This window comes from Bradyrhizobium sp. B120, from assembly GCF_049075665.1.
GTDB lineage: Bacteria > Pseudomonadota > Alphaproteobacteria > Rhizobiales > Xanthobacteraceae > Bradyrhizobium.
In genome coordinates this window covers 5,448,562-5,466,188 of sequence record NZ_CP185242.1, presented here as the reverse complement: position 1 = coordinate 5,466,188, position 17,627 = coordinate 5,448,562, and the positions used below count along the sequence as shown (strand labels likewise).

Genomic DNA, 17,627 nt, shown 5'->3' with positions numbered 1-17,627 from the left:
TCTATCCGTTTGTGCGTGATGGGGAGGAGGGGGTGAAAGTGGGGCCGTTAGGCTTGATACGAATGCCGGGACGCAAATGTTTCCAAGGAAGCGTCGCGGGATCGGCCGGCATCGGGCCGGGCGCGGCGCAGATCAGCAGCTTCCCGGCGATCGGCTCGAAATCGGCGCGGAAGTGCACCGAGCTCTTGTTGACCAGGATCTTCTGCGTCGTGGGCTCGATGCCGACATAGCGGTACATCGCCTGGTCGGCAAGCTGGGCCTTGTAGGAGGCGACGACGACACGAACGTCGCCGACCCGCAGACAGGCCGAGGGCCCCATGTCCATGTCGCGGCCGCCGTAAAACGGCCCTGGCGCGACGAACTTGCCGTCCGAGAGTTGTTCGACGACGAAGGTCTCGCGGTACGGCGTGTCGCCGGGAATGCCTGATTTGCCGCCGAGCTCGAGCGTGACTGATGCCCCGACGCCAGCCGCATGGGCAGCCTGCGCCGATGCCGGATCGCAGATCACGCCGGTGGCGGCACTCGCGCCGTTGCGCACCAGCGCGCGCAGCATGCCCGTGGTGTCGGAATTGCCGCCGGCGCCGGGATTGTCCTGGGTGTCGGCGATGACGATCGGTTTGGTCGCCAAGCGCGCCAGTTCCATCGCATGGCGGACGCCATCGTCGGGTAAATAGATGCGGCCGTCGAAGTCGTCTTCATGGCCTTCGACCAGCGCGAGGATATTGTCGGCTGCGGCGTCCGCATCAGCCTGGGTCCGGCCATAGGCGAACACGCTCGGACCACAATCCCTGAAATCGGCGGCCGGGAAGCCGAACGCAAACGAAAGCGTCGGCACCGCCTCGCTCTCCAGCGCGACGACCTTTTGATAGATGCCCCTGGCCGGCTGGTCGTTGGTGCATTGCCAGCTGATCGGGATCAGGAACGGCACTTGGCGGAACGCCTTGGCGAGGCGCTGCCCGGATTTGAGCAGCAAGGCCAGATGCCTGGCGCAGGCGCGGCCGGTGTCGGCCATGTCGACATGCGGATAGGTGCGGTAGGCGATCAGCGCATCGGCATGCGCGATCATTTCGGGCGAGACGTTCGCGTGCAGGTCGAGGCTCGCGACCAGCGGCACATCCGGACCGATCGCCTTGCGGACGCGGGCAAGGATTTCGCCTTCGCCGTCGTCGAGGTGCTCGGTCACCATCGCGCCGTGCAGATCGAGATAGACGCCGTCGATCGGACGGGCCGCGGCAATGCCGTCGACCATCTCCGTCACGATGCGCTCGAAGGCATCCTTCGTGACATGGGCCGACGGAGTTGCGCCGGCCGCGACCGTCGGGGCGAGCTCCCAGCCATTGGCTTCCGCCGCCTCGACAAAGCCGGCGAGGCCCGCATTGATCTTGCGCATGACCTTGAGCACCTCAGTGCCATGCGTCATCGACGGCCAGCCGCCGCCGTGCACGAAGTCGTCATAGGTTGCCTTCGTCGGTGCGAAGGTGTTGGTCTCGTGCAGGAAGCCGCCAACGGCAATGCGGGTCATCAAGTTGGTCTCGATACGTTTCTTCGATCACGGTGCGATCGGAACGGGTTCGCGCCACGATCTCGTTGGTTTGAGCGTGTTCTTTCGGGAAGACCGGCGTCCACCTTCCAGGCCATGCCCTAGCGCGCGACGTTAAGCGTGTCGTCGCGCCAAGCGCAAGCCGGGGAGCACCTCCGGATTTGCATGCCCTATGGGCGTATTGAAAGGCCCAAAGGTACGTCGTCAGGTTAAGTCTAAAGACCTAGGCCGTTGCCACGAGGCCTTCCGAAACCGGGCGGAAATTCGCAAAATCCCACCCGCGCCCCGGTGCTGCTTCGAGCAGCGCACGGGTGTATGCCTGTTGCGGATTGGTCAGCACCTCGGCCGCCGGTCCCTGTTCCACGACGCGGCCATGTTGCATCACGGCGACGTCGTCGCAGATCTGTGCGGCGACGCGCAGATCGTGCGTGATGAACAACAGCGCGATGCCGAGCCGCCGCTGGATTTCGTCGAGCAGATTGAGAACCTGCGCCTGCACCGAGACGTCGAGCGCGGACACCGCCTCATCCGCCACCAGCACGTCGGGATCGAGCGCCAGCGCGCGCGCGATCGCGATGCGCTGGCGCTGACCGCCGGAGAACTGGTGCGGATAGCGCGAAATCGCGTCGGGCGGCAGATGGACGAGCTCAAGCAGCTCGCGGGCCCGCGCCAGCGCATCCTTGCGCGGCATGCCGTAATTGATCGGGCCTTCCGCGATGCTCTCGCCAACGGTGACGCGCGGGTTGAGCGAGCGGTAGGGGTCCTGGAAGATGATCTGGATCTTCTGGCGATGCGGCTGCAACAGCCGGCGCGACAGGTCGGAGATCTCGCGGCCGGCGAGGCGCACCCCGCCCGAGGTCGGATCGATCAGGCGGACGATGCAGCGCGCCACCGTCGATTTGCCGGAACCGCTTTCGCCGACGATGCCGAGCGTGCGGCCCTTGCGCAGGGTGAGCGTGACGTTGCTGGCGGCGGCGACCTCGCGGGCTTTGCCGTACAGCGACCGCTCCCGGTAGACCTTGCTGAGTTCGTTGGCTTCCAGCACCACCGGCTCCTTCGTCTCCGGCCGCGGCGCGCGCGGCACGAGGCTCGGCACCGCGGACAGCAGGTTGCGGGTATATTCCATCGTCGGGTTGCGCAGCACATCTTGCAGCTGGCCGGTCTCGACCAGCCGGCCGTGCCGCATCACCGCGACGCGGTCGGCGATCTCGGCCACCACGCCCATGTCGTGGGTGATGAACAGAACCGCCGTGCCGTGATCGCGTTGCAGGTCGCGGATCAGCGTGAGGATCTGCTTCTGGGTGGTGACGTCGAGCGCGGTGGTCGGCTCGTCCGCGATCAGGAGCTTTGGTTCCAGCACCAGCGCCATCGCGATCATGATGCGCTGGCGCTGTCCGCCCGAGAGGCGGTGAGGGTAGGAGGAGAAGATGCGCTCCACATCGGGCAGCCGCACATGCTCCATCATCGCCAGGATCTTCTGACGCCGCGCGCGGGAGTCGAGATCGGTATGGGCGCGCAGCACCTCGTCGATCTGGCGGCCGACTGGCACCACCGGATTGAGCGCGGTCATTGGCTCCTGGAAGATCATCGCCATCCGCGTCGCGCGCAGCTGGCGCAGCCGCCGGTCGGTCGCGGTGAGCAGTTCCTCGCCGACCAGTTTGACGCTGCCGCCGGACGGCACCAGCGTGCCCTTCTGCAGCAGGCCCATCGTGGTCAAAGAGGTCACCGACTTGCCCGAGCCGCTTTCGCCGACAAGGCAGAGCGTCTCGCCCTCGCGCACCTGCAGCGACAGGTCGTCGATGATGCGGTGCGCGTCCGCCTTGCGGCCGAGAGCGACGACGAGATTGTTGATGTCGAGGACGACGTTGGTCATCAGGCTGGTTCCACCGGCGTTGCGAGTGATAGCGACAGATTTCATCTTGCGTCATTCCGGGGCGATGCGAGGCATCGAACCCGGAATCTCGAGATTCCGGGTCTGGTGCTAACGCACCATCCCGGAATGACGGCTTCAATTGGTATTGAAGCCGTCACTTGCCCTCACGCTGTTTCATGCGGGGATCGAGCGCGTCGCGCGCGGCGTCGCCGATCAGGTTGACGCTGAGAATGGCGATCGAGAGCAGCAGCCCCGGCCAGAAGATCAGCGACGGCTTGACCTGGAAATAGGCACGGCCCTCGGCCATGATGTTGCCCCAGGTCGGCGTTTCCGGCGAGATGCCGGCGCCGAGGAACGACAGGATCGCCTCGGTCAGGATCGCGGATGCGCAGACATAGGTGCCTTGCACGATCAGCGGCGCGATCGTGTTCGGCATCAAATGCCGCCACATGATCTTCGGCAGGCTTGAGCCCAGCGAGATCGCGGCCTCGACATAGGGCTCCTCGCGCGCGGTCAGCACCACCGAGCGCACCAGCCGCGCCACGCGCGGGATCTCGGGGATGGTGATCGCGACCATCACGGTCCAGATGCTGGCGCCGGACAGCGACACCACGGCGATCGCGAGCAGGATAGCGGGGATCGCCATCAAGCCGTCCATCACGCGCATCATCACCGCATCGACCCAGCGGAAGAAGCCGGCGACGAGGCCGATCAGCAGCCCGATGGCGATCGAGCAGACGGCGGCGCCGAGCCCGATCAACAGCGAGATCCGTGCGCCATAGATGACGCGCGACAGCAGGTCGCGTCCATAGGCGTCGGTGCCGAGCAGGTATTGCGCGCTCGACGGCTTCAGCCGCTGCGACGGCGTCAGCAACAACGGATCGTGCGGCGCGATCAGCGGCGCGAAGCTCGCCATCAGGATGATCAGGACGAGGCAGATCGTTGCAACCGCGATGATCGGCGTCGACGCCAGGAAGCCGAACTTGACGCGGAACGGCCGGGTGACCGGGATAGAGGATTCGGGAAGGGTTTCGATCGCCATTGCTCAGTACCGGATACGAGGATCGAGCAGGGTGTAAGCGAGGTCGATCAAGAGATTGACCGCGACATAGATACCCGATGTCAAAAGGATCATGGCCTGGATCACCGGATAGTCGCGCGCCAGCACCGCATCGACGGTGAGGCGGCCGATGCCGGGCAGGTTGAACACGCTCTCGGTGACGACCACGCCCGAGATCAGCAGCGCGAAACCGGAACCGATCACGGTGATGACCGGGACCGCGGCGTTGCGCAGCGCATGACGCAGCAGCACGCCGGTCTCGCCGATGCCCTTGGCGCGCGCGGTGCGCACGTAATCCTCACCCAGCACGTCGAGCATAGAGGCCCGCGTCATGCGTGCGATCAACGCGACATAGATGAAGGAGAGGGTGCAGGTCGGCAGGATGATGCGCTCGAAGAACGGACCGAAGCCAGCCGAGATGCTCTTGAAGCCCTGCACGGGCACCCAGCGCAGATCGATCGCAAACACCTGGATCAGCACATAGCCGATCACGAACACCGGCACCGAGAAGCCGAGCACCGAAAGCCCCATCACGCAGCGGTCGATCCAGGTGCCGTGCTTCCACGCCGCGATCACGCCGAGCGGCACCGCCACCAGGATCGACAGGACGATGGTGGCCAGCGCGACCGAAATCGAAGGCTCGAGGCGCGGGCCGATCATCTCGAGGATCGGCTTGTTCGAGATCAGGGAGACGCCGAGGTCGCCGTGCAGCAGCTTGGCGACCCAGGTATAAAACTGGATGTAGATCGGCTCGTTGAGACCGAGCGAGGTGCGTATACGGTCGAGCTGTTCCGGTGTCGCATTGTCGCCGGCAAGAATTGCGGCCGGGTCACCCGGCGTCAGCCGCAGCAACAGGAACACGAACAGAGCCACCACGCCCATCACGGGAATGGCGGCGAGGATGCGGCGGAGGAGATAGCCGATCATCGCTGCTATCTCCTGCCGTCAGATGGTGCGAAGCGAAGGCTGGGCCGCATCATACTCATGGTGTCCCCGTGATGTGTCTCATGCGCTTCTGCGTCTTGTCTCAAGGCTAGCGCGAACGTGATGAATTTGCAGGCAAATACTGTGCCAATGGAGACGTCATATCAAGGCGCGGTTCAGGCCGTTGGCGGCCTCCTTTGGTCTGAAGTTGCTATTTCGAATTGCACATGTCGCCATGTGCCACCGACCTGAAACGGCAAGTCCATTCACGCTTTCACCACGCCGCACCAATTGGCGACGAACAGTGCGATGCTCTGCGTTGTCTTGCGAAGGCTGTCGAGCTCGACACGTTCGTTGAACGCATGCGGGCCGATACCGTACGGACCATAGCAAAGGGCAGGGATGCCGTAGTCGACGCAATAGTAGCGGGTGTCGTTGACGGCGGTGGACAGGCGCTCCTGCATCGGAGCCTGGAAGATGGAATGATGTGCTGCCGACAGGGCTGCTTCCGCTTCGCTGCCAGGCTCGCACACCGCTGCGTCTGCCTGAAAACCGCTCCACACGAGCTCGGCCGGATTATCGGACAGGAAGTCGTCGGCCTTGTGCGCCTCCGTCAGGCATTCCTCGATGCCGCGCATCGCCTGCTGGGGTGTTTCGCCCGGCAAGAGACCAAGCCGGCAATCCAGCTCGCACCAGGCCGCGGTCGAACTGGCCCAATCGCCGCCCTTGATGATCCCGACGTTGAACTTGATCGGATTCTTGACGCTGCGGAACCAGCTGTTGTCGAGCGCCCGGGCATTGAGCGCCTTGGTGTAATCCTGGAATGCGCGCACCAGATGCATCGCCGACAGGATGGCGCTCGTACCGGCTTCCGAATAGGCGACATGCACCGGCGTGCCGCGGACGCGCAGTCGAAACCAGACGGCGCCGACCTGGGCGCGCGTGAGCGTGTGTCCGGTCGGTTCGGGAATCAGGCAGGCGTCGGCGCGATAGCCGCGCATCAAGGTCGACAGCGCGCCGTTGCCGGTGCTCTCTTCCTCGGTCACGGTTTGCAGATGGACGCGTCCGCCCGGGGCATAGCCGGCGTCGCGGATCGCATCGAGCGCGAAGATCATTGCCGAGACACCGGCCTTCATGTCTTGCGCGCCGCGCCCGAACATCCAGCCGTCGTGCACGGCGCCCGAGAACGGCGGTTGTTCCCAAAGATCGGCGGGCCCCTCCGGCACCACGTCGATATGACCTTGCAGGATCAGGCTGCGTCCGCTGCCTTTGCTGTCGAGCGTCGCAACGACCTGCTGCGATCCGGCAAGGTCGATGCCGTCCATCGGTGCAGCCTTCGGATGACTCATCAGGTTGACGTCGGCAAGGCTGAACGTATCGACGTCGTAGCGGCGCTTTGCGAATTGCTCGGCCAGCCAAGCTTGTTGCGGCGCTTCCTGTCCGCGCAAGCTGCGGAACTGCACCATGCGTGACAGGAACGCGATCTGATCGTCGAAGTTTCGATCGACGGCCGCGCACAGCTCCGCGGCAATCTGATCCGGCTTGGTCAGCGTCTCACGCGTGCCCGCTACCCCACTGCGCATTGTCCCCTCCCGAGCTGAAGCGCTTTTCCCCAATATGACGCTAGTCGTTGTCATGCGGTGTTTCTCAGCGAATTCCAACTTGGCCACACGCAAATACGCACATATTCTTCCTCGTCGGCCGGATAATTAGGGGAAAGCTGCGCGGGCGGTCTCGGTCGCATCGACCTGCGACGGCACCATCGAAGGCGTGTCGAGGTCGCGCCAGTCATCGATCGCGCCTGCCACCATCTGCGCCGTCGCAGCCGACAGCGTCCAGCCGAGATGACCATGGCCCGTGTTGTAGAACACGCCCGGAATCCGTCCGGCGCGCACCACCGGCATCATGTTCGGCATCATCGGGCGCAGGCCGGCCCATGGCACGACTTTCGACGTGTCGACGCCGGGGAAATGCTGCCGCACCCAATCCACCAGCGGCTGGATGCGGTCGGCGCGAATGTCGAGGTTGAAGCCGTTGAACTCGGCCGTGCCGGCGACGCGGAAGCGGTCGGCGCCGAGCCGGCTGGTGACGATCTTCGCGGCTTCATCGAGCAGGCTGACGGTCGGCGCAGCGTCCCGGCTTTGCGGCGCATCGAGCTGCACGGTGATCGAATAGCCCTTCACCGGATAGACGTTGACGCGGTCATTGAGCAGGCCGGCGAAGTGGCGGCTCGCGACACCGGCGCAAATCACGATGCCGTCCGCCTGCAACTCGTGTCGCGTTGCGACCTCGGCATCGTGCGAAGCGGTGTCGTTCCAGCCGATGCGGAAGCCGTCGTCGCCGCGCGCGATCGCATCGACGTCGGCTTCATGGACGAAGCTTGCGCCGCGGCGGATGCAGGCGTCGGCCAGCCCGCGCGTGAACTTGTGGATATCGCCGGTGGCATCCGACGGCGTGAAGAAGCCGCCATAGCAGGTCGTCTGCAGCGCGGGCTCGATGCTGCGGATCTCGTCCGCCGTCACCGGCCGGCGGTCGAGCCCGCCTTGCTGCAGCAGCGTGTTGACGCGCAGGCCCGCCTCGAAGCCGGCCTTGTCGTGATAGACGTGCAGAATGCCGCGGCGTTCGAGATCGAAGGCGATATTCTCGCGCTGGGCGATCGAGAACAGATGCTTGCGCGCTTCGATTGCGAGCCGCGTGGTCTCGATGGTGTTGCTGCGATAGCGGCCGATGTGGCCGACGAACTCGCCGATCCAGGAATATTTGTGCCAGCTCGGCTTCGGATTCATCAGCAGCGGCGCGTCGCTTCGAAGCATCCAGCGCAGCCCCTTGAGAATGGTCGCGGCGCTGTTCCACACCTCCGCGTTGCTGGCGGAAAGCTGTCCGCCGTTGGCGAATGAGGTTTCCATTGCGGCGTAGCGATGCCTGTCGAGGACAGTCACCCGGTAGCCGCGTTCGAGCAGGGCATAGGCCGTCGTCACGCCGGTGATGCCGGCGCCAATGATCGCGATGTGGGGCATGGTGGTCTTCAGGCTCCCGTGGGTTAGAGTCGCCGAACCACCGGTGAAACCGGCAGCTTCGACGCCCCATCTGTCACGGTACCTGAGAGCTTGATCCGCATCGGGCCTCGGCCCAAAAGCAGACTATCCCCTTCGGTGGACGTCATGGCCGTTTCCATTTGGCCATGCCGTCTCTCTCCAGATCGTCCTGACGATACAGTCCTTTTGCCTGAGAGTTTCCGGGGCGGTTGCTCCGTCGGCGCCGAAACAACAACACGAATGTTGTCGCTTCGATCTCTCCCGCATCGTCGCGTTGGACGGCCGGACCGTAGGCGAAGCCAAAAAATTGGACAAGGCTAAATTTCGGTCCGGCAGTGCCAACGTGTTGTGCAGTGCAAATCGAGTTAATCGAGCGTCGCCAGTAGTGCCGCCATCAGGCGGCCGCGCTCGGCGAGGCTCTCGACTTCGATATGTTCGTTCAAAGTGTGGGCGTCGGCGCCCCGTACGCCGAGGCCATCGAGGGTGGGGATACCCATCGCGCCGGTGAAGTTGCCGTCAGAGCCGCCGCCGGCGCTGCCGTGCGGCAAATCAAGACCCATATCGGCGGCGAGACGCTTTGCCTTTTCATAGAGCGCCATGGTGCCCGCATCCGGCTCCCACACCGGGCGAGTGACGCCGCGCGTCACCTTGAATGTCACGTCATTTGCCGTGCCCGACAGCGCCAGCATGCGCTCGACGCCGCGGTCGAGATCGGCCTGGCGCTTGGCCATGCTGAGCGCTTCGCCGGTGCAGGTCGTCGCGACGCAATTGACCCATTGCCCGCCATGCACGATGCCGACCGAGAAGGTGCAGTCTTCGGTGGTCATGCCGTCGATGGCAATGATTTGCCGGGCCATTTCGCGGATCGCGGAACGGCCGGAGGACAACGTCGCGCCGGCATGGCTCGGCTTGCCGACAGCTTCCAGATTGAAGCGCGCGATGGCGTAGCGGCCGGTGACGACGCCGTTGTTCGGCCGGCCGGGCTCGGGCACCAGCACGTATTTGTTGCGCGCGGCTTCCGCCTCGATGATGTCGCGCGTCGACGGCGTGCCGACCTCTTCATCGGGCGTGAACAGCACCGTGATCGGCAGCGGCGTCGTAAACGACGCGCGTGCCAACTGCCGGATCGCCTCGATCGACAGATAGTTGCCGCCCTTCATGTCGAAGATACCGGGCCCGAAGCACTTGTTGCCCTCGCGCCGCCACGCCAGCTTTTCGATGGTGCCGACCGGGTGCACGGTGTCCAGATGGCCGGCGATCAGGATGCCGGGCTGGCCTTGTTTCGGATGGGGAAAACGGGCACGGACGCAGCCGGCGAAGCCCTGGCGTCCCGCGATGCGTTCGATCGTCGCACCCATGACCGCCATCTCGCGCGCCGCGAGGTCGAGCATGCGCTCGACTGCGGCCGCATCCCATGTCGGGCTCTCGCATTCCACCCAGCTGCGCAGCCCCTGCAGCATCGCTTCGGAATCAAAAGGAAGATTGGCGGGGTTCATGTCTTTTCTCTCTTGTTGTTTGTGCGCGCCGATACGCGTTCGCGTGCCGTACGAAAAGCTCGGAAGACGAGTTTGTAAAGTCAAATGCGCTGCACCTGCCGCTCATTCGTTCGTATACGTTTGATCCTGCCCAAAACCGATTGACGCGCATTGCGCTTGATGCAAGTCTCGATTTCACAAGCCATACAGCATGTTAGTTCGCTTAAATAACGAACCGCATGCATAACGAATAAGCCGGCTTTGACCAGTTACACGTCAGGAGAAATTGCATGTTCCCTATCTCGCGTTGGAAGCACCGCACGCTAGCGGCTGCGTTGACGGCGCTCGCGCTGTCGTTCGCGCCGCAGGAATTGTCCTTTGCGCCGCAGGCCATGGCCGCGGGCAAGACCATCACCGCGGTGATGCATTCGGATCTGCGCGTCATCGATCCGATCCTGACCACCGCCTATATCACGCGAGACCATGGCTACATGGTCTACGACACGCTGGTCGCGACCGACTCCAACTTCAAGATCCAGCCGCAGATGGCGGACTGGAAGGTGTCCGATGACAAGCTCACTTACACGTTCACGCTGCGCGACGGCCTGAAGTGGCACGATGGAACGCCGGTGACCGCGGAAGATTGCGTCGCTTCGCTGAAGCGCTGGGCCAAGGTCGACGGCATGGGCCAGAAGCTGATGGACTTCACGGCGAGCCTAGAGGCCACCGATGCGAAGACGATTACGCTGAAGCTGAAGGAGCCCTACGGCCTGGTGCTGGATTCGATCGGCAAGCCGTCGTCGCGCGTTGCCTTCATGATGCCGAAGCGGCTGGCCGAAACCCCGCCCGACAAGCCGATCCCGGAGCAGATCGGCTCGGGTCCGTTCAAATTCGTTCAGGCCGAATTCCAGCCGGGCGTGAAGGCGGTCTATGTCAAGAACACGGACTACGTGCCGCGCAAGGAGCCGGCGAGCTGGACCGCGGGCGGCAAGGTCGTGAAGGTTGACCGCGTCGAGTGGGTGACGATGGCCGACGCGCAGACGGCGATGAACGCGCTGCAGTCCGGCGACATCGATTTCCTGGAGAACCCGTCGTTCGACACGTTGTCGATCCTGGAAGGCGACAAGGACCTGAAGGTCGAAACGCTGAACAAGTTCGGCTTCCAGACGCTCGGCCGCATGAACTTCCTCTATCCGCCGTTCGACAACATCAAGGTTCGCCAGGCGGCGCTGATGGCGATCAACCAGAAGCAGGTGCTCGACGCGCTGGTCGGCAATCCCAAGTATTACAAGACCTGCGTCTCCTTCTTCATCTGCGATACGCCGTTCGCGTCCGAGGTCGGCGGCGAGACCTTGTTGAAGGGCGGCGACATGGCGGCCGCCAAGAAGGCGCTTGCCGAGTCCGGCTATGATGGCACGCCCGTCGTCATCATGGCGCCGGGCGACGTCACCACGCTCAAGGCGCAGCCGGTTGTTGTCGCCCAGCAACTGCGCGACGCCGGCTTCAAGGTCGACCTGCAGGCTACCGACTGGCAGACCGTGGTGACCCGCCGCGCCAGCCAGAAGGCGCCGAAGGATGGCGGCTGGAACATGTTCTTCACCAACTGGGTCAGTGCCGACGTCTCCAACCCGATCGCCAACCTCTCGATCGGCGGCCAGGGCAAGAATGGCGGATGGTTCGGCTGGGCCGACGATCCGAAGATCGAAAAGCTGAAGGACGCCTTCGTTCGCGCGCCGTCGCTCGACGAGCAGAAGAAGATCGCGGCCGATATCCAGAAGGAAGCCTACGAGCAGGTCATCTACATTCCGCTCGGTCAGTATCAGGGTCCGAGCGCCTGGCGTAAGTCGCTGTCCGGTGTGCTCGATGGTCCGGCAACGCCGATCTTCTGGAATATCGACAAGTCCGAGTAGGCTTCAGGCTTCACGCAACACAAATGGCCGGGACCTGTCCCGGCCATTTTCGTTTCGCGCCGTCGCTCCGCGACGGCGGCTAATCTAGTGGCCTGATTTCGCGTTGCTCGTGCTCGACAGGCTCGTGAGCTGGGTCTGTCCGACGCCGTCGCCGTTCATCCAGACCATCGCTCCCGCGGCAAACGCCAACAATCCGCACAGCACGATCGCGCTGCGAATCCAGCGCCGGTAGATCGCGCGCTCGTTGGGTGTCGCATCGAAGAATCTCTGTGCGTTGAGCCCGTTGCTGCAATGAGCCGCGTCGTCGCCGTGCTCAAGGGCGGAAGCGCCATGATCGGGCGCGGTATTGCCGACAATCTGATTGCGACCGGCAATCCGATTGCGATCCGCAATCGTCATCGCCTATCTCCAACTCATTGATCTCGAAATCTGAGGGCCGCGAAATGTGCGGCCGGAATTTCCAATGCGACGACACTACACCACGCGGCGATCGCGGCATGTGAACCCTGCCACACCCGCAAAACACGATGAGGTGATGCAGGCATCGTGATGCCCCGGCTGCCTGCTCAAGCCGTGGGCGGGCGCGTGGCATACCAATTTGGATAGCGGCGGCCTTAAGGTTCCCGTTAGTATTGCATCGTAACCTGACCGCCAGTCTGTGTACCACCCGTGACGGGCCCATGGCCGACGACCTTAGCAGGCCCGCACCGGCCAGCGCGCAACAGCCAATGCCGACCGAGCAGCGCCGTGCCGGCGCACGCCGCCGCGTCCTCAAGTCGGGAGCGATCGAGTTCGGCAATGAAGTGATCGCCTGCACGGTCCGGAATCTCTCGCCTCAGGGCGCCTGCATCGAAGTGATCTCGCCGCTGTGGTTTCCCGACCGCTTCACCCTCGCCGCCGACGGCCGGCGGTGGCCGTGCCGCATCGCATGGAAGAAGCAGAAGCGGCTCGGACTGGCGTTCGAGTAAGGCTCGACGCCAGGCCGGCGCGCCGCGCCGATTTGCACGAACAGTTGTCGTCTATTTCACAAACTACCCAAGGTTACCGCGGTATTGTCCGCCGGGCCGATACCCAGCCTCGGGGAAATTGTGATGACCATCAATGTCAAGGCCTACGCGAACGCCGATGATATCCTGATCGCCTGGCAGCCGGACACCTGGTCCAACGACTGGGTCGGTTTCCAGCTCGAGCGGCGCAACAACATCACGCAGCAGACGACCGTGCTGTCCAACCGCATTCCGCCGAAGCCGGGCCAGAAGCCGGTCGCGGACGCCGGCATCTCCTCGACGCAATCGCCGTTCCGGCGCTGCATCTGGACCGATCACAGCGTCGTCGACACCGAGAATGTCTCGTATCGCGTCACCGCGATGAAGGGCGGCGCGAACGGGACGTTCACGCCCGATGCCGCCTCGGTGTCGGCCTGGACGACGCCGGCGGTCGCTTCGGGCGATGCGGGCGGCGGCTTGTCGGCCTATTTCAACCGCGGCACCCTGATGTCGCAGATCGTCAGCCGCTTCGTGAAGGGCGATACCTCAGACGACTCGCTGCGCAATTTCGTCAAGGGCCTGTCCGACCCGGCCAACCAGGCGCGCCGCTACCTTTCAGGCGACGCCCTGCACGAGATCCTGGCCTTCCTGCACGATGCCGATCTCCGCGGCAGCCAGGTCCATGCCGCCATCTACGAGATGAATGACGAGGAGCTGGTCGGCGCGCTGAAACCGTTCGGCAGCCGCGGCAACGTCCTGCTCGGTAATGGCAGTGCGACCAAGCCGAACATCGCGGGCGAGCTCAGCGGCGCCGGCCTGACCGTCAAGCATCGCGATCTGTCGAATGCGGGCAGGTCGTCGCCCAGCGTCCACAACAAGTTCGTGGTCGAGAGCGACGCGCATGGCAACGCCATCCGCGTGCTGACCGGCAGCACCAACTGGACCACCACCGGGCTGTGCACGCAGCTCAACAACGTGCTGATCATCGAGAATGCGGTGATCGCCAAGCGCTACCTCGATCAGTGGGGCAAGCTGGTCGCCGCGGGCAATGCCATGCCGCCGGCGCTCAAGACGTCGAATTCCAGTCCGACCAGCGACAGCAACATTTCGGTCTTCTTCGCCGCGACCAACGGCGAGGCCGAGTTCAAGCCGGTGCTGGACCTGATCAAGAACGCCAAGGGCGGCGCGCTCTTCCTGATGTTCATGCCGGGTCAATCGCCGCTGCTGGATTCCCTGCTGGACCGCGCACAGCAGAACGACATCTATGTCCGCGGCGTAGTGTCGACCATGATGCCCAGCAAGAACGGCAACATCGTTTCGGTCGGCGGGGAGGTCGTCAAATCGGGCGCGCCGCAGCAATCCTTTCATGACGACGTCCAGCTGCCGCATGGCGTGAGCGCGACCAACGAACCCTCATGGGCCGACGTCGAATTCAGCGTCCAGCAGATCCGCAACGCGGGAATGATTGCGATCGTTCACTCCAAGACCATCGTGATCGATCCGTTCTCCGACAATTGCGCCGTCATCACCGGATCGCACAATTTCTCGGTCGCCGCCTCCGAGAAGAATGACGAGAATCTCGTGATCATCCGCGGCAACAAGCAGCTTGCCCAGGCCTATGCGCTGCACATCAACGGCGTCTACGACCACTATTCCTGGCGCGGCTATCTCGGCAGCGGCGGCAATCCGGATCAGATCTATTCGCTCGACGGCTGGAAGCCGGGCGGCGGCAAGGAGCAGGAACTGGATTTCTGGATGGAGGAGCCGGTGCCGCCGCGCGCGACGGGCAGCGGAGGCGGTGGCGGCGCGGCGCAACAGCCCAGCGCGGCTGCCGGGGCGTCAACGAAGACAGCCGTCAAGAAGACCTCCAAGAAAGCTCCGAAGAAATCGGCCAAGAAGGTCGCCAAGACGTCAGCCAAGAAATCGGCGAAGAAGGCGAGGAAGCCGGCTAAGGCCGCAAAGGCCAAGAAAACCAAGGCCAAGACGACGAAGAAGACGAAGGCAAAGAAGGCCAAGCCAAAAAAGGCTAAGGCCAAGAAGTAAGAGCGGTGCGCAACAGGCTGGTGCGGGCGGTGGGACTCGAACCCACATGACGTTGCCGTCGAGGGATTTTAAGTCCCTTGCGTCTACCAGTTCCGCCACGTCCGCATGATTCTATTGAGTTTTCGCAATCTAGACCGAGAAGTTTTCCAAAATCCCTCGGCGGTTTTCCAAATCTGGCTTCGTTCTGTTCCGGACAAAATCCCGGCGGGCGCATCTTCTAGCTCTTCGTCGCCAGCCGGGCAAACGCCGGGATAGCGTATCGCAGGACTGAACGGCGCGGTTTGTCCGTCAGCCCGTTCCTGATTTCGTCAACGCGTTGCGAAGCGCCTGGACGCGCTTGTTGAGTGAGATGATTTCGTCGACCGTCAGGCCGGACCGCTCCAGCAAGGTGTCGGTCAGGCAGCCGGTGCGCGATTGCATCGCCTTGCCGCTGTCGGTCAGATGGACGCCGACCTGCCGTTCATCCTCCACACTGCGCCGGCGCACCACGAAGCCGGCGCTTTCGAGCCGCTTGACCAGTGGCGTGATGGTGCTGGGCTCGAGGGCGAGCCGGTCGGCGATCGCGGAAATCATCTGTCCGTCCTTTTCCCAAAGCACGCTGAGAACGAGGTATTGCGGATAGGTGAGGCCGAGGCCGTCGAGCAGGGGCTTGTAGGCACGGTTGATCGCAATGGTCGTCCCGTAAAGCGAGAAGCAAAGCTGGCTATCCAGCGGAATTGGTCCCGGATTCGGCATGGGAGGGGCCCTTTCGATGTGGTTTCTCCAGCATACCACAAAAATCATTATCGCGATAAAAAATATCTGGACAAGCAAATCGAGGGCAGCTATACGATGATTATCGCGATAAAGATTATCGCGAAATAAACATCCAGGAGAACTTCAATGTCTGTTGTCACCAAATTGCTCGCCGCCGCAGCGTCGCTGGGCCTCGCCACCGCAACGATCCCCGCGGCCCAGGCCCAGTCCGCCCCGGTCAAGTCGATCGTCCTCGTCCACGGCGGTTTCGTCGACGGTTCGGGATGGGAAGGCGTCTACAAGGTCCTGAAGAAGGATGGCTACAAGGTCAGCATCGTCCAGAACCCGACCACCTCGCTGGCGGACGACGTCGCCGTCACCAAGCGTGCCATCGCCGGCGCCGACGGCAATGTCATTCTGGTCGGTCATTCCTATGGCGGCGTCGTCGTCACCGAGGCGGGCACCGATCCGAAGGTCGCGGGGCTGGTCTACATCACGGCGTTCGCGCCCGACCAGGGTGAATCGGTCGGCAAGCTGATCGCCAATCCTCCTCCCGGCGCGCCGGTGCCGCCGATCCTGCCGCCGAAGGACGGCTTCCTGTCGCTCGATCACGCGAAGTTCGCCGCCGCGTTCGCAGCCGATGTGAAGCCCGATGTCGCGGCATTCATGGCTGACTCGCAGGTGCCCTGGGGTGTCGCCGCCTTGAATGGCGAGGTGACCGCGCCGGCCTGGAAGAGCAAGCCGAGCTGGTACCTGGTGGCGACCAACGACAAGATGATCCCGGTCGATGCGCAGCGGATGATGGCGAAGCGCGCCGGTGCCAAGACCGTCGATCAGGCCGGCAGCCACGCCGTGTATGTCTCGAAGCCGGAGGCCGTGGCAAAGGTCATCGAGCAAGCCGCCAAGGGCGTCGGCGACAAGCAGAAGTGACGCAGCCATCCGTGACCGAGCTCCCCGATCGCGCCCGCGGTCGGGGAGCTTGCGTAGGCGGGCGCCTCGCCGAAGCGAACGACATTCATGATCAGGCTCCCGGTCGCAGTACGACGCGGTTGCGCGATGATCCGATCACGGCGGTGTAGGCCGCCTTCGTCTCGGCAAGCGGGTAGATCGAGGACGGGATGATCGGATAGGGGCGCAGGAAGCCGCCGGAAAACCCTGGTAGCACGCTGCGCAACAGCTCTGCGCTTTCGATCGTGGAAAACGCGAGGGTGTCGACGCCGACATACGTGTGCCGTCCGCGATAGAATTCCAGGATGTTGAATTTGACCGTCTGGTTGGTCGTCGCAATCAGGATCTGCCGCCCGGCCTTTGCAAGCGAATGATGCGCATCGTCGAAATAGGGATCACCGACCGTATTGAAGACGATATCGGCTCCGTGGCCGCCGGTCAGTTCGCGCACACGTTCCGCGACGTCGGCCGTCGCGGAATTGATGATCTCGATCGGGGCGTCGGCGTGGCCTTCGTAGGGTTCGTCCTTGCGCACCACGCCGATCACCTTGGCGCCTTGCCAGGTCGCAAGCTGGACCGCAGCCTGCCCGACTTTGCCGTTGACGCCCATGACGAGGACATGTTCACCGGGTCTCGGCGCGCCGGCTCGCCGAAAGCCTTCGATGGCTGTCACGAACGGTACGCCGATCCCTGCAGCCTCATCCATTGAAATGCCGTCCGGCTTTTCGACCAGGGCCGCGGCTTCGACGACGACATGGCTGGCGTGCGTACCGTCGCGGCGGATTCCAAGATCGCCGGACGAGCCGAACACGGCTTTTCCGATCAATGCGTCCGGCCCTTCGACCACCCGCCCGGAAAAATCGCGGCCCGGAGTTCTTGGGAACACCGCATAGGGCATCAATCCCGTGGCGGCCTTGACGTCCGACGGATTGACGCCCGCAGCTTCGATCGCAACCACGACTTCGTGCGGTTGCCGCGTGAGCGAATGTTTCTCGATGGACGGCGCGATCGCCGCCGCATCGGCGGCCTTGGCATTGAGCCGCACGCAGGTCGCCTCGATCACGACATCGGTCCCCGATCCGGTGATGGCATTCATAG

14 protein-coding genes, 1 tRNA gene and 2 riboswitches are annotated in these 17,627 nt (G+C 63.7%); of the genes, 4 read left to right on the top strand and 11 right to left on the bottom strand.

Translation table 11 applies throughout. The annotated features are described in order from the left end of the window. Window position 1: 1 nt before the first annotated feature. From ACOIX3_RS25335 to ACOIX3_RS25305, 7 genes are all read right to left on the bottom strand, one after another. Complete coding sequence (locus ACOIX3_RS25335; protein WP_420964762.1) at window positions 2–1,522, bottom strand: M81 family metallopeptidase; 1,521 nt, start codon at window positions 1,520–1,522, stop codon at window positions 2–4. Window positions 1,523–1,763: 241 nt separating this feature from the next. Then, window positions 1,764–3,413 carry an ABC transporter ATP-binding protein gene (locus ACOIX3_RS25330; RefSeq protein WP_420964760.1) on the bottom strand — a complete coding sequence of 550 codons (1,650 nt, stop codon included), beginning with the start codon at window positions 3,411–3,413 and terminating at the stop codon, window positions 1,764–1,766. A gap of 154 nt (window positions 3,414–3,567) precedes the next feature. Next, window positions 3,568–4,455 (bottom strand): ABC transporter permease, encoded by an 888-nt coding sequence (locus ACOIX3_RS25325; protein WP_420964759.1) that lies wholly within the window; start codon window positions 4,453–4,455, stop codon window positions 3,568–3,570. A 3-nt stretch (window positions 4,456–4,458) separates the two neighbouring features. Next, entirely contained in the window at window positions 4,459–5,400 is a 942-nt protein-coding gene (locus ACOIX3_RS25320) for an ABC transporter permease (RefSeq protein ID WP_212309890.1), read from the bottom strand. Between the two features lie 263 nt (window positions 5,401–5,663). Further along, a complete protein-coding gene (locus ACOIX3_RS25315; protein ID WP_420964758.1) occupies window positions 5,664–6,980 on the bottom strand; it encodes an ArgE/DapE family deacylase in 1,317 nt (438 codons plus the stop codon). Between the two features lie 126 nt (window positions 6,981–7,106). Then, window positions 7,107–8,414: a D-amino acid dehydrogenase gene (locus tag ACOIX3_RS25310; RefSeq protein ID WP_420964757.1), complete on the bottom strand. Its 1,308-nt coding sequence runs from the start codon at window positions 8,412–8,414 to the stop codon at window positions 7,107–7,109. Window positions 8,415–8,482: 68 nt separating this feature from the next. Continuing rightward, a riboswitch (glycine riboswitch) is annotated at window positions 8,483–8,597 on the bottom strand. 3 nt (window positions 8,598–8,600) lie between these two features. After that, window positions 8,601–8,706, bottom strand: a riboswitch (glycine riboswitch). A gap of 91 nt (window positions 8,707–8,797) precedes the next feature. Further along, window positions 8,798–9,928, bottom strand: coding sequence for a M20/M25/M40 family metallo-hydrolase (locus tag ACOIX3_RS25305; protein WP_420964756.1), 1,131 nt, complete (start codon window positions 9,926–9,928; stop codon window positions 8,798–8,800). 269 nt (window positions 9,929–10,197) lie between these two features. On the opposite strand from ACOIX3_RS25305, the gene ACOIX3_RS25300 reads away from it, so the two are divergent. Next, entirely contained in the window at window positions 10,198–11,817 is a 1,620-nt protein-coding gene (locus tag ACOIX3_RS25300; protein WP_420964755.1) for an ABC transporter substrate-binding protein, read from the top strand. Window positions 11,818–11,901: 84 nt separating this feature from the next. On the opposite strand, the gene ACOIX3_RS25295 is transcribed toward ACOIX3_RS25300, so the two are convergent. Next, on the bottom strand, window positions 11,902–12,216 hold the full coding sequence (locus tag ACOIX3_RS25295; protein ID WP_420964754.1) for a hypothetical protein: 315 nt from the start codon (window positions 12,214–12,216) through the stop codon (window positions 11,902–11,904). Window positions 12,217–12,497: 281 nt separating this feature from the next. Here ACOIX3_RS25295 and ACOIX3_RS25290 point away from each other — a divergent pair, with 281 nt between their 5' ends. Beyond that, window positions 12,498–12,785, top strand: coding sequence for a PilZ domain-containing protein (locus tag ACOIX3_RS25290; RefSeq protein ID WP_420964753.1), 288 nt, complete (start codon window positions 12,498–12,500; stop codon window positions 12,783–12,785). 123 nt (window positions 12,786–12,908) lie between these two features. Further along, window positions 12,909–14,846 carry a phospholipase D-like domain-containing protein gene (locus ACOIX3_RS25285; protein ID WP_420964752.1) on the top strand — a complete coding sequence of 646 codons (1,938 nt, stop codon included), beginning with the start codon at window positions 12,909–12,911 and terminating at the stop codon, window positions 14,844–14,846. An 18-nt stretch (window positions 14,847–14,864) separates the two neighbouring features. On the opposite strand, the gene ACOIX3_RS25280 is transcribed toward ACOIX3_RS25285, so the two are convergent. Both ACOIX3_RS25280 and ACOIX3_RS25275 read right to left on the bottom strand, forming a co-directional pair. Next, window positions 14,865–14,951 (bottom strand) — tRNA-Leu (locus ACOIX3_RS25280). Between the two features lie 183 nt (window positions 14,952–15,134). Next, entirely contained in the window at window positions 15,135–15,581 is a 447-nt protein-coding gene (locus tag ACOIX3_RS25275) for a MarR family winged helix-turn-helix transcriptional regulator (RefSeq protein ID WP_420964751.1), read from the bottom strand. Between the two features lie 147 nt (window positions 15,582–15,728). Here ACOIX3_RS25275 and ACOIX3_RS25270 point away from each other — a divergent pair, with 147 nt between their 5' ends. Further along, a complete protein-coding gene (locus ACOIX3_RS25270; RefSeq protein ID WP_420964750.1) occupies window positions 15,729–16,511 on the top strand; it encodes an alpha/beta hydrolase in 783 nt (260 codons plus the stop codon). Between the two features lie 91 nt (window positions 16,512–16,602). Here the strand turns inward: ACOIX3_RS25270 and ACOIX3_RS25265 are convergent, their stop codons facing one another. Then, window positions 16,603–17,625 (bottom strand): quinone oxidoreductase family protein, encoded by a 1,023-nt coding sequence (locus ACOIX3_RS25265; RefSeq protein ID WP_420964749.1) that lies wholly within the window; start codon window positions 17,623–17,625, stop codon window positions 16,603–16,605. Window positions 17,626–17,627 lie beyond the last annotated feature (2 nt).

Coding starts and splice junctions, on each gene's coding strand:
- ACOIX3_RS25315 (WP_420964758.1), bottom strand. CDS start 6,980: ATGCGCAGTGGGGTAGCGGGCACGCGTGAGACGCTGACCAAGCCGGAT.
- ACOIX3_RS25335 (WP_420964762.1), bottom strand. CDS start 1,522: ATGACCCGCATTGCCGTTGGCGGCTTCCTGCACGAGACCAACACCTTC.
- ACOIX3_RS25275 (WP_420964751.1), bottom strand. CDS start 15,581: ATGCCGAATCCGGGACCAATTCCGCTGGATAGCCAGCTTTGCTTCTCG.
- ACOIX3_RS25270 (WP_420964750.1), top strand. CDS start 15,729: ATGTCTGTTGTCACCAAATTGCTCGCCGCCGCAGCGTCGCTGGGCCTC.
- ACOIX3_RS25325 (WP_420964759.1), bottom strand. CDS start 4,455: ATGGCGATCGAAACCCTTCCCGAATCCTCTATCCCGGTCACCCGGCCG.
- ACOIX3_RS25290 (WP_420964753.1), top strand. CDS start 12,498: ATGGCCGACGACCTTAGCAGGCCCGCACCGGCCAGCGCGCAACAGCCA.
- ACOIX3_RS25330 (WP_420964760.1), bottom strand. CDS start 3,413: ATGACCAACGTCGTCCTCGACATCAACAATCTCGTCGTCGCTCTCGGC.
- ACOIX3_RS25305 (WP_420964756.1), bottom strand. CDS start 9,928: ATGAACCCCGCCAATCTTCCTTTTGATTCCGAAGCGATGCTGCAGGGG.
- ACOIX3_RS25320 (WP_212309890.1), bottom strand. CDS start 5,400: ATGATCGGCTATCTCCTCCGCCGCATCCTCGCCGCCATTCCCGTGATG.
- ACOIX3_RS25265 (WP_420964749.1), bottom strand. CDS start 17,625: ATGAATGCCATCACCGGATCGGGGACCGATGTCGTGATCGAGGCGACC.
- ACOIX3_RS25295 (WP_420964754.1), bottom strand. CDS start 12,216: ATGACGATTGCGGATCGCAATCGGATTGCCGGTCGCAATCAGATTGTC.
- ACOIX3_RS25285 (WP_420964752.1), top strand. CDS start 12,909: ATGACCATCAATGTCAAGGCCTACGCGAACGCCGATGATATCCTGATC.
- ACOIX3_RS25310 (WP_420964757.1), bottom strand. CDS start 8,414: ATGCCCCACATCGCGATCATTGGCGCCGGCATCACCGGCGTGACGACG.
- ACOIX3_RS25300 (WP_420964755.1), top strand. CDS start 10,198: ATGTTCCCTATCTCGCGTTGGAAGCACCGCACGCTAGCGGCTGCGTTG.